Here is a 16,168-nt window from a genome sequence, read left to right as displayed (position 1 = left end):
CGCACCACTACACCTCCGCCGCACAGCAGCGCCTCAAATCCTTCTATCGCACACTTGAAACCGATCACTCGATATCAGGGGCACCCATCGATGTTCAAACGACCAACAGTTCACTACGGGCGCATGCCCGAGCCGATTACGCCTTATCAAAAGGCCGCTCAGGTTTGGGACGAACGCATTGGATCAGCGCGCGTGCAAGCTAAGAACTGGCGCCTGATGGCGTTCGGCTGTTTGATGTTGTCTGCCGGTCTCGCTGGCAGCCTTGTCTGGCAATCGAGCCAAGGCTCGATCACGCCCTGGGTAGTTGAGGTCGATCATCTCGGTCAAGCCCAAAGGGTTGCGCCGGCCAACATCGACTATCAACCTACTGACGCTCAGATAGCCTACCATCTGGCGCGCTTCATCGAGGACGTCAGAGGTTTGCCGGCAGACAGTATCGTTCTGCGCCAGAATTGGCTCCGGGCCTATGATTTTACGACGGATCGTGGCGCGGCTGCACTGAACGACTATGCGCGCAACAATGACCCCTTTGCCAAGCTGGGCAAGGCACAAATCTCAGTGGACGTCTCAAGCGTCATTCGCGCGTCTTCGGAGAGCTTTCGAGTCGCCTGGACCCAGCGCATCTACGACAACGGCTCGTTGAGCGCGACTGAGCGTTGGACCGCAATTCTCTCGATCGTGATCGAGACACCCCGCGATGCCGAACGCCTGCGCAAGAACCCCCTTGGCGTCTACGTCCGCGCCATCAACTGGTCAAAGGAGTTGAGCCAGTGACCAAGATGCCGTTTGACGTTCATTCGAAACGTTCCCTCCAGCAAAGCAGGCTCGGCTCGGCTTGGCCCGAGTTCGTGAGCTCGAAGCGTGCATTTTTATCCGCTTTCCTGCTTTGTTCGTCCGCGCTCGGAGGCTGCGCGACCTACATTCCGCCGGAGATCAGCTATGACGCTGATGTTCCTCCGCTGCCGGCGGCGCCAGTGGCTCTCGACGACAGATCGCGACCGCTTCACGTTCCACCTCTCTGGAAGCCTGCTCTCGGCGGCAAGTTAGGCGCGAAAGAAGACGCTGAGCCGGTGAGCCGCGTAGAGACGGCAAACAGCGCAGCCCGGGTCGAACCGCGCAAGCGGGGCTATTTCAACGCAGCGCAAATCTACGCCTACAGTCCCGGGGCGCTCTATCAGATTTACGCCGCACCGGGGCAGATCACGGATATCGCGCTCGAGGAGGGAGAGCAGTTGACGGGATCAGGACCGATCGCGGCCGGAGATACCGTACGCTGGGTCGTGGGCGATACCGAAAGCGGGAGCGGCGACACACGGCGGGTCCATATCCTGGTCAAGCCGACCCGAGCTTCGATTGAGACCAACTTGGTGGTCAATACGGACCGGCGCACCTACTTGATTGAGCTCCGCTCCCGCGAACGGCCATACATGCCGTCTGTTGCTTGGTACTATCCAGAAACTGCACGGGAACGATCGCGTTCGGTCGCGCAGCCTGTTCTTCCGGACCCGGCGCAGCGCACCTTCCGCTATGCCATCGAAGGGGACAGTCCTCCCTGGCGGCCGCTCGCCGCATATGACGATGGCCGCAAGGTCTATGTCGAATTCCCGGCGGGGATCGTGCAGGGCGAGATGCCTCCGCTCTTCGTCATCGGTCCAGACGGCAAGACTGAACTCGTCAACTACCGCGCTTACGGCAACGTATTGATCGTCGATCGGCTGTTTGCTGCCGCCGAACTGCGGCTTGGCGGCGAGCACCAGCAGAAGGTCCGTATTGTCAGGACCGATGGGAGACCGTCGTCATGAACACTCGGAATATGAACGATCAGGAGCAAGCGGCTCCGCCTGAGACACAAGAGGATCAGTCCAGGGGCTTCCGCTTGAGAGCGGAGCACCCGCGCGTGACACGGTTGTCACGGAAAGTACTGGCGGGAGGGAGCGCGGTCGCCCTGCTTGTCATCGGTGGAGCCGTGCTGTGGTCGCTGCAGAAGAATCGCCCTCGAGACCAGGCGGCCGATGAGCTTTACAGTACCGACCATCACAATGTCGCTGACGGTATTACGGCGCTGCCGAAGGACTACACTGGCATTCCGCGCCAGCCAATCCCGCAACTGGGTCCGCCCCTTCCCGGGGACCTCGGTCGGCCGATCCTTGCGGCCCAAGGCCAGTTGCCGACGATCGGCGCTGATCCAGAACAGCAGCGCCGGGATCAAGAGACCGAAGCAGCCCGCATCAGCCATCTATTCGCTTCGGCGAATGGACGAGAAGTGCGTCCGCCCGCCGCTGCGGCGGTTGGAAACGAGCGCGTCGTGCCTGCGAGCGCGACGAGCACCGGCGACGACGGAAATGCGCAAAACGGTCAGGACCGCAAGCTTGCCTTCGTGAACGCTTCTGTGGACCGTCGCACGGTAAGCCCTGATCGCGTCACCAAGCCGGCTTCACCGTATATCGTGCAGGCTGGGACGGTTATTCCGGGAGCCCTGATCACCGGAATCCGGTCGGACCTGCCGGGCCAGATCACGGCGCAGGTGACCGAGAATGTCTATGACACGCCGACCGGCCGCTCTCTGCTTGTGCCTCAGGGAGCGCGTCTGATCGGCATCTACGATAGCCAGGTCACTTTCGGCCAGTCCCGTGTCCTGCTCGTCTGGACCCGGCTGATTATGCCGAACGGACGTTCCATCGTTCTCGAGCGGCAGCCTGGCGCTGACGCTGCCGGGTATGCAGGCCTCGAAGACCAGGTCGACAATCACTGGGGTGAGCTGTTCAAGGCTGCGGCACTATCGACGTTTCTGGCGGTCGGGACCGAACTTGGGGCCGGCTCGGACACCAACAGCAACGACAGCGCGATCATCCAGGCATTGCGGCACGGCGCCTCAGACTCACTGAATCAGACCGGACAGCAGGTCGTTCGCCGCAGCCTCAACATCCAGCCCACTCTGGCTGTACGACCTGGCTTCCCGGTTCGTGTTCTTGTCAATCGTGACCTCATACTTACGCCCTATAGAGGGTGACAACATGCCAAAACTCAAAATTGGAGAGCTTCCAGACGACAAGCCGGTCAAAGTGAGTACCGAGCTGCCTGCGGCCGTGCATCGTGATCTCATTGCATATGCGGAAGCGCTTACGCGTCAGGGTGGCCAAGTGGTCGATCCGACTAAGCTCATCGCTCCCATGTTAGCGCGCTTTATGGCCACGGATCGAGGATTTTCTAAACTGAAACGTGAAGGCCACGTACCGGCCGCTGGCGAAGGACAGTGATGCTCAAGGTTTCCGAAACTGTTGGTCGATGCTAATTCTAGGCGCTGCCGAGCTGGCGCCAAGAGCCGAGATATCTTGTCGGAAAGGTGTGTTCGCGCCGGATACAACTCCGATTATCAGGTTTTCTCGGTTTTCAGACGCGAGGCGCTGGGCCAACTGCAGTTATTCGGTCGCCTTGAAGCGCGTTACACTGCTCCGGCCATCGACGCTGACAGGCACGTCACCCTCGACCGTGGCCCGCCGTACGACGCGATGCTGGTCCCCGTAATCGTTGACCGCGTAATGCTGCGTTGCGCGGTTATCCCATATTGCAATATCGCCCTCTAGCCAGTTCCAGCGCACAGTGTTTTCGGGCGCGGTGATGTGAGATTGGAACAGATCGAACAACTTTTGTCCGTCGTATTTGCCGACCCCAACAAAGTGCTTCACCAAGGCGCCGAGCACTAGCGTCCGCTCGCCTGTCTCGGGGTGGACGCGTACAGCGGGATGCTCGGTCTCAAAAGCCGTTCTGGTGAACACCTCGTCAAAGTGCTTCTTGTCGACCTCGCGGACACGCGCGATCCCGGCGTAATCGAAAACGTTACTGTGAACGGCCCATAGGCCGTCGGCAAGGCGTTGTAGAGGCGGCGGCAGATCAAGATAAGCGGCAGCTGTGTTCGACCACACGGTGTCGCCTCCGAACCTTGGCATTACAACGGCCCGCAGGACCAAAATCTTGGGATAGGCGTCGGCGAAGGTCCCATCCGTATGCCAAACGTCTGCGCGACCGCCGCCGCGAGTGGAGTCCAGTTCGAGGAGCGACGCCATCCCCTTGGTGGCACCAAGCATCGGATGCGGCACTAACTTTCCGAGACGAGCGGCAAAGCGCTCCTGCTCGGCGTCATTGAGATGTCCTTGATTACGGAAGAAGATCACCTTGTGGTTGAGCAATAAGCTGTTGATCGCAGCGATCGCGTGATCCGGTAAATTGCCTGATAGCTTGATATTTTTGATTTCGGCGCCGATGCGCGCTGCTCGTTTCACCACATCGGTGCTCGGAATGACGCCACCGATCAAAGCCGTTGTGCTCATGTTGCTTTTGTAAGCCCTTGCAGTTTCTCTCTCTCGCCTCTCGGAGCGAATGATCTTCAGCAAGCATCGTGCCAGGCGAAAGACGACCATGTACCGCCAATGGGCACTGAACGAATCGTGGTATTCGGCGCGAGTCATCGAACTGAGCCGATGGTTGGACCGAGTGACGAAAAAACTCGATCACCGACCTCCCCCTTCTAATGTCGAACCGTGAAAGCCGAAGCGGACAGCAGGAGGCGCCAACCTAGGCGGCGCTGGCAAGCCACAAGGCCGAATGGACTTTCGATATTCGCGCTGTACTGGACCTGACACGAGATTGTGCCTCTGTCAGAATACAGACAAGTGTCTACAGCGCGGTAAGCCCGAGCTGACTGTTCGGTTAATAAATGTCGCGAGGTAATTGTATGCCCGGGTTAATCTCTACTAATGCCGCTGGAGCGTGTGAGAGCTGCAGATGTAATGTCCATCGGCGCTGTTGGCCACGGTCATGCACATTATCGTCTCAGTCCTGAGCCAGGATAAGAGCTGCAACTTCCAGGTCCTGTGCCAGTTTGCTCGCCGCTAGGCCGGTGGCGACACCAACGCGATCGGGCGCAGGGCGGTTCTGGCTCATCTTGCGCTTGCCTTCGACCATGGTGATCGGGATGCGCACGCCGGCGATTTCACGCAACTGGACGGCAATGAAATCCGCGGGCGCATCGCTGACGGCCCAGGGCGTCGCACGTGACGTCTCATGGATATTCGTCAGACGCGTCACGATCTCAAGCAGGCGTTTAGGATCCTCGAAGAACTCAATCGGTCCATGGGCGTGGACCGCGATGTAATTCCATGTAGGCACCACGTGTTCAGTTTGACGCTTGCTTGGATACCAGGATGGTGTCACATAAGCCTCTGCGCCACTAAAGATCGCCAGAGCTTCTCCAATCGGGGCCGTGCGCCATTGCGGATTGCCCTTCGCCAGGTGCCCGTACAGCGCGCCGTGTTTGCCTTCGCTCTCATCGAGGAAGAGCGGAAGAGGCGTCGCAAGTGGCCCATCTGATGTCGCCGTGATCAGGTTGGCCAATCGGGCGCAGCGGATTGTCGCTTGAATGCTCTTGAGGTCGTCATCTCGAAAGTGGGATGGTATGTACATAGAGGGTCTCCGTTGGCTGTCGTCCAGATAAAACCCAAGTCAAGAAGCTAGAAAACCGGCAGTTTCGGTAGCTCCCGTAGAGGTGCTCCGCTTCCTCTTTTGACGTGAAGTTTTCGGATTTGTCCGGGACGTGACCCGCCACTAAGTATTTGTTCCAGAAGGCGAAGGAGTTAGAGTCCAGCCCGAAGAGGGACGGACAGATGAGGCGAGCAAGGTTCAGGAAGAGCAGATTATCGCGGTATTAAAGGAGGATGAGGCTTGGGCGAAACGGCTGACCTGGCTCGCAGGCATGGGATCTCCGAAGCGACGATCTACAATTGAAAGGCTAAATTCGGCGGCATGGATGTCTCTGAGACCAAGCGCCTGAGGCGCTGGGAGAGGAGAGCGCGAAGCTGAAGAAGCTTCTGGCCGAGCAGATGCTCGACGCGGCCGCCCTTCGCGAGCTGCTTTCAAAAAAGCGATAGGGGCCGTCCACGCCGGGGATCTGCCGCGTGCCGATCTCCGCGCCTGCGTCCACCAGCCGACGTTAGCTCCTTGCGCAATGCAGGAAGCTTCCCCCCGGTCCGGCAGCGCGACAACGAAGTAAGCGCGCGACGCGAGGGAGAGCCCTGGTTTAAGTGAAATATATAGCCAGCCCCGGTTTCACCAACGCTACGGCGTGCACCGGTTCCGACTCCATACATGTGAATCGAAAGTTAGGGGCATGAGGGAAGGCCCTCCGGGCTGGCTGGCGGACCCTCGACCCCGAGCCTGAGCACAAGGCCGTGCATGTCCCCACGGCTCGTCCCAAGAGCAAACTGCAGATTCTTGCTAACGATCGGCTAAGATCCTCGCCGGGTTAGCGCGCGATGTGCTAGGTCAAGCCGCAGCGCCCATCGTGCGGAACGTCGCGGCACAGGCCCCAGGAGCTGTCTTGAGGCCGCGACTGCGGTCTTCTCGCCCGGCCTTCTGAGAAGTGTTCGCTTTGTAACACGGCTGACCGCCCCCGAGAGGGGCGTGGTATTCTGCCGAATGCCAGACCGATCTCCCGCCGAATTATTCGCACCGCTCGCTTGAACTGCTCGGCCGGCACCAGGCCGCCCTAACCGGCAATCCGAAAGCGAAGCGCGAGCTCGGGCAGATGGCCCGCGAGTACAAACAGATGGCGGACTGGCACGACCACAACCCCCAGCATCGAGAGTAAGGCCGCCTCGGCCTGTCCTGATTCACGGCTGGGGCCGGATTAACCGCCTTCGTCCAGTGTTAGTACACGTATGGATCGAAATGATCCTGTATCGGCAATTGGCGGTACAGCGGTCTGCGCGGCGATCGTCGCCATCTTCGAGATCAAGGTGGCAATGGATCGTAGGCGCTTCAAAAGTAGCGCCGCCTCATGGCGCAGCTATCGTTTACGAACTTGTGGCGAAGGGATTGGATTGTTGATGCGCCCTGGCCGATAGCCCCCGCCGTGCCAGAGCACAACGGCCCCGGCTGTCGCCGATTGGCTGGGGCCGCTTTTATGCGGGCGAGGCGCACTTGGGGCTTGCAATGCGAGGGGGCGCAAATGACAAGCGCGGGCCACGCTTTCGGTAAGCGCCTTCACGCCGACCTTGCCGCACAGCATCAATCCCCTTTGAGATTCGCTCTGGAGGCCAACAAGGATCGCCTGATGGCAACATAGCTATGTCCTTAGGTGCAGCGGTTCGGGAGTGGCCCGACGGGGCGCTATGCCACTTTGATCCGATCGAAAGGGATGAGGTGGCAGTTTGAACAGCATTCCCGCGTTCGGCTCAGTGCGGCAGGACTTCCATGTTCTTCACCTCACTACGACGTGCCTTCGCAGGCAGGGAATCGCTGAAGTCAACTGGAGTGATGCAAATATTCCTGCCTCATTGCATGGATCGTAGCGCAACTGTATCGCAACATTTCTCGTTCGGCTGCCGGTCCGACGGACTTTGAGACGATAGCCGTAGCCATCCAGCGTACTGGCTCTGACTCACTTCAGATGAAGTTCGACGGACGTCTGGCACTTTGATTGGAGAGGATCTCACAGTTCTGCTTCAGAAAGTCGGTTTGAAGCTCAGGAGCCGCGGTGATTGCGCAAACGCGCCCGCAAGGACCTACCAAGAATGGCCGGTCGCACTGTCGCGGGAAGTTGGTTATACTGTCGCTCTCAACGGAGGGGGATCCGTGTCCTACAGCATTAGGTGTCATCGAACGGGGTTTAGCCGGAGGCATTTTTCAGTTCAAAGTTTGAGCGCAAGAGAAGCCCTGTGTAAGGCGGAGTGTCTTGAGAGATCGGGAGTAGACATAGACTATATTGATACTCCCTCAGGCGGACGTGTCGACCTCCGCACGTTCCGGAAGCTGGCTGAGACGGAGGGCGGCTTCGAACAAGAAATTCCCAGCCAATGATGATGATCATACCTACGCTTTCAGGAAAATACTCAAACATTTGAGCTCGCACCTACGAAGCCCTGTCACTTCAAAGCTGGCGCCTTCACGTTTCAATGCGTCGCGTTTCGGCCTGGAATCTCCCAGGCCCTTCGGATACCTGGGCCGGCCAATTTGCGTTGTCTCGAATACGCGCATCGTTGCCCTCGCTAGCATCCATCAACTTCGCGCAGATTCCACCATGCACAAGAACTAACAAGACGAGCGGCTGCCATGAACGATGGACATTGATTTGGTTCACTCTCAAGAACGCGGCTTCTCAAGCGACTTCAGTATTGCGAGCTGCCTCGGACTGCCACCGAAGCAGTGTCCCCTGCCGTTTAGATTGTTTCAGTCGAGAAGATGCTGCGCATTTCCGGCAGCGTTCAAAAGACCGTTCACAGTCTTCAAGCCGAGCCCGTCTTACAGCAGGATGCATGATCCGGCGAAGCAGCCTAATCTGCACAGTAGGCGACCGCTGTTGAGCCACGAGCCTACGACAGCTTTCCGGGCCGGCAGCCTCAAAGCCGAGACCTTACTCGCCATAGCGAAGGACGTGCAGATTGCCGACAGACGCGCACGTGGGGTACGGCGTGGTTTTGGTCCGGCGCAAACTATCCATGCTTGCTTGGCCTGCCGGTCCAGCTTCGCGAGCTGTCCTAGACATGCACTACTTCCGGCGCTTGACCTTGCGCGGCACTTAGCTAGCCAAGGCGCCACGCTGACCTAAAGAGTGTTCGCCGTCGGGGCCTGTGAAACAGGCAGTGTGATTTTGCTTTGGGAGGAGTTCCTGGTTCATAGTAGCCAGCGGGAGCGAAGATGAAACAGAAATCCGGACCGAGAAAAGCACCGGCAGAACAAGTTGTAAAAAGACATTAGGCGACAGACCCGCCGGCATTATTCGGCGGAAGAGAGGATCCGCATGATGCTGTGCGCGGCAAGGAGAACATCTCGAGATCTGCCGCCCAGAAGGCATCGCTGCCTCGATGTGTTACAGTTGGTTCAAGGAGTTGTCTGACGACGGACGTCAGCTCTCAAACGAATGTCGACAACTTGACCCTGCAGCCCGCTACGAAGTCCCTGCTGAACCTCCAATTCTCAATTCGGCACGGCCCTTGCTTGGTTAGAGGTACCATCACGTATTGCTCCAGATACGGCGATGTTAGGGGCGGGCTCGGCGTCGCGAGCGTCTGGTCCGCCCCGCCGATTTGCTGTGGCTTGCGACTTCGGCGCCTAAGCGGCCATGCCATAGCCTCGAACACACGTTAGATCAGAGATGCAGACTGGAACAGTAGTCTCCTACAGTGTTGAGAAGGGCTGGGGCTTCATCAGACCCGACAGCTGCGACGGCATGGATTTGTTCGTTCACATTTCGGACCTTTGCGACTGCACAGGGGCTGATCTGGTGCCGGGGACGCGCGTGTCTTTCGATCGTCGCTTCAACAAACGCCGCTCAAAGTACAGAGCCGCCGAGGTCAGACTAATCAATTGAGATGCCGTATTTTCTGAAGCACGGGTTGCTTATCATTTGATATCGGAACGGCGATGCAGGAGCGCTTCCCTTGCAGGGCGCATTAAAATTTACGGTCGATCTTCTGAAGAATCTTGCCAACTCCAAGAGTCCTTTTGGCGTAGTGACGTGCCACCTGGATGTCGTGCGCAAACCTGGTCAAAATCGTTCAATGAAGCATCGAAGATGTTGGACCAGTTTAGAACGACGGCGTCATCTGACGGCAGCGTTTTGGCACGGACCTCGTACAAATGCGATCGTCCCCAAACAGCCGAAACTGGACGGCCGCGCCGACGGAAAGACTATCATACACGGATTCGGCGACGCCCGCGGTGACGCTCAGCGTATTGCGGTCGACGATCTTGACGAGATCCTAGCCACGCCGCGTGTATTGGCCATCGGTATATTCCAGGCATGCCAACAACGCCGGCGTTGAGCGTAGCGAAGATCAGACACGAACAGGCTCGGCACGATTTGCCGGTCGAGATGGACGATGCGCGCTTTCACTTGCTCGCTCTCGACATTAAGCTCGGCCAGCCGCTGATCGAGTTCTCGGATCGAGTTAATTACCTCGAGGCCGAACTTGCGTCAGCCCGCGACGGAGTCTTCATCGGGAGCCCTACAATGATGCTCCTTCGCTGGTCGAAGTGCGCAGCACCTCCAGCGCTTTGATGTCACCGTGATTGTTTCAGATCTTCGCAGGAGAGCCAGATCTCGGCTGCGCGATTGGGAGTACTGGACGCGTTATCTTCACCGGCGGCGCGATCGCACAATTCCGTCGGTTTCTTACGCGCTACGGGCTCTGATGCTGCTGCCCTCACGACTCTTTGCGGCTTTCCACGGCCTTTGTCGCCGTACTTGACGCCGATTTCGTTTTGCAGACGCCGCTTTCAGAATCGGGCTCCGCCTTACCGTCGTTCCGTTGCTCAATCCGACAAAATGGTATTGGCGCGCTCTTCTGGGAGTGGCTGCCATAGTGTCTTAGCGCCATGGTGGTTCGCCGACGCTTGTGCCACTCGACTGGACTGCGGACGCGCTTCCCCATGCGGACTTAATCGAGCGAACGTTGGCACTGTTTAACGAGCCGAGCGTTGGTCGAGTTGAGGATTCGCATGCTCGAAGCTGTACTGTGCCGTCCTCGTCCATTGCGACTCGAATCAACCCGGACCTAACGCCTTATCGTGGAGGAATACGGTGAACTGTTGCGGTACTCGAGCGCGGGTTCCTATCGACGAACAGATACTCTTCAGATCGTCCCACAGCTATTTGGGGGATCAAGCGGGCTGGAGGACAGGCGCAGTCTGCCCCTGCCATAACTTGCGCGATCGACGATGCTTGTCAAAGTAGAGATCCAAGACAGCGCGTCGGCCAAGTCGACAGCGTCCTTCATCAAAAGCCCCGTGAAGGTGACGTTGCCCTGGCATGCGGCCTGCCCGGTCACAACACCGATCACAGTCCATCCGAACCCATCGCGTCAGATCGCGTAGCGAGCTAATCTGGGTGAGAGCTCGATCGCGTTTCACCACTGTGCTCATAGCCGACGCGGCGCTATGGGATGCTTTGCCACTCAGATAAGTCTCGCGGGATACCCATCTTTGTAGGATCTCCAGCCCACGGCCAATGACATCTCCCGTTCGCTAACCCTTCTGCTGCGATGACTGGCGAGATATACTGGCCTAAAACCTGACCATCAAACAGGAGAGCGCATCCTCCCGGCACGATAATGATCTCGGCTAGACCGGCGTATGTTTCATACCTCCATTTCATTGCTAACTACCGGGTTAACCCCTTTGATATTGACGGCAACGCAGGTGCGACTCGGCGCCTTCACTCAAGAGAACTCGACGCTGTCCCTGCCGCGCCCACGCTGCCGGTGAAGTTAGCCCGACGTGACTCGGCGCTTGTGCTGGTCCGAAAAAGCGCTGTCCCTACCACGCCCCACTAACTTCAGTGGCCAACCTTGCCATAACAACGCTAACCACCCTCGCCTTCGCGGGAGTGTCTGAAGCTCCCACGGGCTGCGGAATTGTAGCGCCAAGAGCGATCATGGGACGCCTACCAGGATTGGTGGCTGGCCGACGGCGTAAAGGCGCACTATCGGTGTGGTAATGGCCGCACGCGATGGGCACATGTACATACACGATTGCCCGCGCCAAGCTTGGGCAACTACGGGCGCTCACCTCAGCCACGTAGAAACGGGCCCCGAGCATATCTGGCGAGGATGCAGACAAGCCGGCACTACACCGTGGTGATACGGGGCGCGGCGTGTGCGATGCGACGAGCCGCATGCAGGTTGATGACGTGCTCAAGCTTTACGTCAGCAACAATGCGGGCGCTACGGTGTCCTTGTCAGAACTCGTCACACCGGTCATGGAAACCAGTCCCCTCCAGTTCGTGCGCTCCAACGGCTACCCGGCCATGCGTATTGCCGGCAAGGGCTGCACCCGGGATAGCCGGCGACGCGATGATGGAAATGGAAAGACTAGCCTCAAACTGCCCCCAGGTTTCACAGTCGAGTGGATTGGACAGTCTCTGCACGAAAGCAATCTGCCTCGCAGGCGCCAATCCTGCTTGCTCTCTCCATGTTGGTCGTCTTTCTGGTGCTGGCTGCGCTTTACGGGAGCTGGTCAATTCCGTTCTCGGTGACGCTTGTCGTGTCGCTTGGAATAATCGGTTCCGTTCTCGCGGCCCATCTGCGCGGGCTCGAAAAAGACGTCTTCTTCACCATCGGCTTTACTACTATCATAGGTTTTTCGGCCAAGAACTCGATCCTGATCGTCGAATTCGCCAAGAACCTTCGCAGTCAGGGCGTGGGCTTACGAACGCCGTCGTCGGAGCAGCCAGGCTTCGATTGCGTCCGATCCAAATGACCTCACTGGCCTTTCCACTCGGTGTGGTCCCATTGATGCTTGCCCGCGGCGCTAGCGCCGAAACCCAGCGCGCCATCGGGACCGGGGTATTCGGTGGCATGATTTCAGCAACGCTCCTCGCTGTGTTCTTTGTGCCCGTCTTCCACGTCTTCGTCACGGAACATTTCGGTGCACGCAAAGACTGGGCCTCCATGCAATAAGCGAAGGGTGACCTCGACTCTGGAAGAGATCTCAGGGTCGATTCAAGGTGATCGACACGGTGCGGGAGAAGTTCAGTTGTCGGACTACGAGGCGATCACGCACCCCCAGGCGATACTTGTTCTGCCGTCGCTTCGCCCGGTTTGGACTTGTGGTTCATCTTCGCTTCTGATGGCTACGATGAACCACAAATCTCCTCGTAGAGAACTTGGGCAACTCGTCCGAGCAGATGGCCGGCGGACGTCATCCGCCGCCGGCTATCCTACGCTGCCCGGGGCCTGGGGGCTGGGCAGCGGTCGACTTAGTGCTCGTAAGCCTGCCGATCGCCGATTCGTAACCCGCCAACTATTCCGGCAAGCTCCGAACCCGAGAAATCGGTGGTCTTACGCGTTCACCAAGCGCCTGAGCTTTCCGGTTTAATGGACACGGGGTTCAGCTAAACCCGTCTTGCGCCCGAACTCAACCGGGTTGACATAGGCGTGGTCGAGTCCATGCGGGTATTGTTGCAAAATCTTTCAGTTTAGCTGAACCCATCGGCGCGTGCCTCGTCTCTAGTTCTGTAGATCTTTCCTGCCGTCCGTTCGGTCTTGAGAAGAGAAGAAGCTCTCCGTGGCCGCATCGTCCCACGCTTCCCGGAACGGCTCATGCTGCAAACGATGCCATGGTCGGCCATCAGGCGCTAGAACTGCTCGCTCGTGTGCTGGCGCACCAGTCGGGTGCTTCGTGATGATGGATGATACCTGGGCGACAACCCTACTTTCACGCCGCCACCAAATATCTCGCTGGTTGCCGACGCATTCCTCGGGATCGCGACAGCAAATGACGCCGCATGGCCGGCGCTACGGGCGACCTCATCAGTTCGAGAGGTCGCCGGGCCCAAAGATATCGATTTGGCCCTGCTTAGACTACGCATCCTCACGATCCGCAAACAGCATTGGGAAAACGGCCTTAAACTGGCTCCAAGGCTGCAAGCCAATTTGAACCCAGCACCAGTTCCCCGAGGTTCGGTGGACATCAATGCCAATCACCCGTCGCATTCGCACCTCCTGCCAGACACGAGCCGAGAACTTAGGGCTGGTCGCCTCCGACTCGCCCGGTTGCGCCGAGAGCGCGAATGGGTAGTTGTCGTGTCGCCCGCAGCTCTCGTCGGGTCATTTGGAACCGAGAGTTTTTAGGCGCGAGCAGCCTTTTCGGAGTTTGTGCTGAAGCCGATGCCGCGCCCTCAGCTAGCGCGTGTAGCAGGGACAGCGTCGGGTTCTCACTCACTCGAGGCGCCGAGGCACGTCCGCGCTGCTCCGGAAGCTACATGCGTGCATCGACAGCTAGGTCCAAGCCGAGGCACCGGAAGCACGGTGCGGGCAGCCCGATACACACGACACATGCAGGCCGCATTGATATCACGCGGACTGCGCTGCAGGATCAGCCGGTTCAACAGCCCGCAGAAGCTGGTGAGCGATTTCGGGCTCAACACGCGGGTGCGGCTGTCGGGACTGGGAGCTGCCCCTCACGGCCGCATCAGCAAGATCGGCCGCAGTTATGCGCGCGCCATGCTGGTCGAGCCGGTCTTGGCTGCGACCAAGGCGCCCGGTCCACTGCATGCGTTTGGTACTGCCGGTTCCGGCCGTGGCGGGCGATCCTAGCGATAGGCTATCGCACGCAGGTTCACTCCAGGGCCGCACGCCCATCCCACAGGTTGTCCGTCACGGTCTGGGTGAGTCCTAGTGGCTCCAAAATTTCGTTGGCATAGGATCAGCTCGGCTATGCCAACGTATAGCTTTCGAAGGAATTCCTCCGCCGGCATTGTTGAGGAGGACACGATCATTGGGAGAGCCGAGGCGACGCTATCGGAGGCCATACAGTTGATCACACTTCTGTTCAGATGAGTTTTGTCATCCTGATTGGGACTGTACTGCGCACTCTAGAACACGAACGCGGAGATCGCAGGCCAAGCTTGGCAATGCGCTCGGCACGGAACAGGCTCGCCGAGGCTGGCGGACAGTTCTTCTCTAGAACCGCATGAATTCAGGGCTAAGAGGTTAACTTGAAGGCGGCTCTCCGCTCTCCTCGCTGGACCAGACGGGAAGATGAACTGTTGCGCGAGCTTGTTGATGCAGGCGCGCCTGTGGAATCCATTTGCGAAACGCTCCACAGGTCCGAGCCGGAACTTCGGAGGCGTGGCTACTACATTGGCCTACCAAGGAAATGGTTTAAGCGAAGAGTCGCCCTCTGACGTTGAGGCCGCGCTCGACTGCGATCCTGGTTTTGGCAAAGTAAGGCCACTAACTGAGGCCACCTCTTTCATTCAGTAGAAGAGGGCGACGTCGACTTCTGGGCCCGCCGGCATACGAGGATGATGAGCGCGCGCATTTGTCGCGCGGCTATGCGCTCAGTCGGGCCGGCGCCGGGCTGGCTTGATTGAGCCCGGCGATCGAACGTCAGCATCTTCGTCGACCCCACTCAGTTCGGACTGAACGAGGATCTCAGCACCTACACGCCCGACTTCTTGCAGGATGAGGGACTGTGCCGCGACGCCGGTGTTGCCTTCCACTTTGCGCCGGATGCACAGGAAGTTTATCCGAGTCATTTCGAGACCTTAATTGAACCGGGCGACCTCGCCAAAGCTGTGCGGAGCCTTCAGGCCTGGACATTTTCGCGGTGTCGCTATTGTCGTATGTCAGTTGTTGAACATGGTGCAGCCCGACGTGCTGTTTTTTTTGGCCAGAAGGATTTTCAGCCAATGCGCAGTCGTGCGTCGCATGGCGCGGTTGATCTCAATCTCCCAATCGAGATCGTCACCGTACCGACCGCTGCCGAGCAGGATGGGCTCGCGATGAGCAGTCGCAACCAGTATCTCGGCAAGGAAGAACGTCAGCGGGCCCTTGCGTTCAATCGTGGACTCTCCGCCGCGCTCGATGAATTCCGCTCGGGAGAAAGGCCAATTGCGATCGCCGAGGGGCATTTAGAGACAGTTGACCGACTCCAGTATCTTGAACTTGTGGACGGTGCCGCCGACAGTCCACTGCGACGCCCCGCGGAGCTTTGTGCAGCAGCCTACGTTGGATGGACCCGGCTGACCGACAAGGTAATACTGGCGTTGCCAACTCCATAGCGCACTGCGCAGCCAACATTACGCAGCATATTGAGCTGGAAGAAGTGCTCAAGCCAACTGTTCCGACAGACGTGTCGATTGGTGCCAAGGGCGAACTCCGAGCAAAGTTGTTCAGCGAGTTAGCGATGCGAGAGGGGGGCTTGCGGAATATTGTAGGCCCGAGAATTTTGCCTCTGGCAAGGTCACACTTCGCGGGGCTGCGACCAGCGAGCGTTTCGACAAACCTTGGTATAGTCTTTTGCAGCCCATTCTATATTTCCCACTTACCTTTGTAGAGTTGAGCACCCGTCAGGTCGTTTGTACTTTCGATCTCGAACCCGGATCATTCGATCGGCGGGGCGGCGCGAAGCCCGAAGTGACGCCTTGCTAGAAGTCGTTGCGTTCCAATCAGGTGTGAGGACGAACATCTTGAGTCTGACCGTTAGCCGGTTGCACGCAAAAAGACTTGGGGGGCTGTGCCTTAAGAAGGTGCCCACTATTCGAGATCGCGATGAGCGATCAGAACAGCGCAACCAACCTTCATTCAAGCGACGAAGATGAAGAAGCGGAGGATCGGGCACGCTATGCTCAGCAACGTGTGATTCCTTAGAGTAGCCGATAACGCTTCCC

7 protein-coding genes and 5 pseudogenes are annotated in these 16,168 nt (G+C 58.4%); 9 read left to right on the top strand and 3 right to left on the bottom strand.

The annotated features are described in order from the left end of the window. Window positions 1–90: 90 nt before the first annotated feature. The 4 genes from trbF to I6F21_RS19685 are packed head-to-tail and all read left to right on the top strand — an operon-like array spanning window position 91 to window position 3,257. Window positions 91–774 carry a conjugal transfer protein TrbF gene (gene trbF / locus I6F21_RS19700; protein WP_225128605.1) on the top strand — a complete coding sequence of 228 codons (684 nt, stop codon included), beginning with the start codon at window positions 91–93 and terminating at the stop codon, window positions 772–774. Continuing rightward, entirely contained in the window at window positions 771–1,802 is a 1,032-nt protein-coding gene (trbG, locus tag I6F21_RS19695) for a P-type conjugative transfer protein TrbG (RefSeq protein WP_225128604.1), read from the top strand. The genes trbF and trbG overlap by 4 nt, the downstream gene beginning before the upstream one ends. Next, complete coding sequence (locus tag I6F21_RS19690; RefSeq protein WP_225128603.1) at window positions 1,799–3,010, top strand: TrbI/VirB10 family protein; 1,212 nt, start codon at window positions 1,799–1,801, stop codon at window positions 3,008–3,010. The genes trbG and I6F21_RS19690 overlap by 4 nt, the downstream gene beginning before the upstream one ends. Window positions 3,011–3,014: 4 nt before the next feature. Beyond that, window positions 3,015–3,257, top strand: a complete 243-nt coding sequence (locus tag I6F21_RS19685) for a DUF2274 domain-containing protein (RefSeq protein ID WP_128931751.1) — start codon at window positions 3,015–3,017, stop codon at window positions 3,255–3,257. A 162-nt stretch (window positions 3,258–3,419) separates the two neighbouring features. On the opposite strand, the gene I6F21_RS19680 is transcribed toward I6F21_RS19685, so the two are convergent. Further along, the gene (locus I6F21_RS19680) at window positions 3,420–4,328 is read right to left on the bottom strand and encodes a TauD/TfdA family dioxygenase (RefSeq protein ID WP_225183388.1); all 909 of its coding nucleotides are present in this window, start codon (window positions 4,326–4,328) and stop codon (window positions 3,420–3,422) included. Window positions 4,329–4,830: 502 nt separating this feature from the next. After that, window positions 4,831–5,460, bottom strand: a complete 630-nt coding sequence (locus tag I6F21_RS19675) for an FMN-binding negative transcriptional regulator (RefSeq protein WP_225128601.1) — start codon at window positions 5,458–5,460, stop codon at window positions 4,831–4,833. 229 nt (window positions 5,461–5,689) lie between these two features. Here I6F21_RS19675 and I6F21_RS19670 point away from each other — a divergent pair. The 3 genes and pseudogenes from I6F21_RS19670 to I6F21_RS19660 form a co-directional block, all read left to right on the top strand. Beyond that, window positions 5,690–5,921 (top strand): annotated as a pseudogene (locus I6F21_RS19670) (transposase); the annotation flags it as partial. A gap of 3,227 nt (window positions 5,922–9,148) precedes the next feature. Further along, window positions 9,149–9,364, top strand: coding sequence for a cold shock domain-containing protein (locus tag I6F21_RS19665; RefSeq protein ID WP_225128600.1), 216 nt, complete (start codon window positions 9,149–9,151; stop codon window positions 9,362–9,364). A gap of 2,289 nt (window positions 9,365–11,653) precedes the next feature. Beyond that, window positions 11,654–12,452 (top strand): annotated as a pseudogene (locus I6F21_RS19660) (efflux RND transporter permease subunit); the annotation flags it as partial. Between the two features lie 414 nt (window positions 12,453–12,866). On the opposite strand, the pseudogene I6F21_RS19655 reads toward I6F21_RS19660, so the two are convergent. After that, a pseudogene (locus I6F21_RS19655) lies at window positions 12,867–13,153 on the bottom strand (IS3 family transposase); the annotation flags it as partial. Between the two features lie 715 nt (window positions 13,154–13,868). Here I6F21_RS19655 and I6F21_RS19650 point away from each other — a divergent pair. Continuing rightward, window positions 13,869–14,054: pseudogene (locus I6F21_RS19650) on the top strand (transposase); the annotation flags it as partial. A gap of 830 nt (window positions 14,055–14,884) precedes the next feature. Beyond that, a pseudogene (locus tag I6F21_RS19645) lies at window positions 14,885–15,559 on the top strand (pantoate--beta-alanine ligase); the annotation flags it as partial. Window positions 15,560–16,168 lie beyond the last annotated feature (609 nt).

This window comes from Bradyrhizobium sp. NBAIM03 (assembly GCF_020194055.1).
GTDB lineage: Bacteria > Pseudomonadota > Alphaproteobacteria > Rhizobiales > Xanthobacteraceae > Bradyrhizobium > Bradyrhizobium yuanmingense.
Note: the sequence above shows the minus strand (reverse complement) of the source record. Positions and strands in the feature narration are given on the sequence as shown.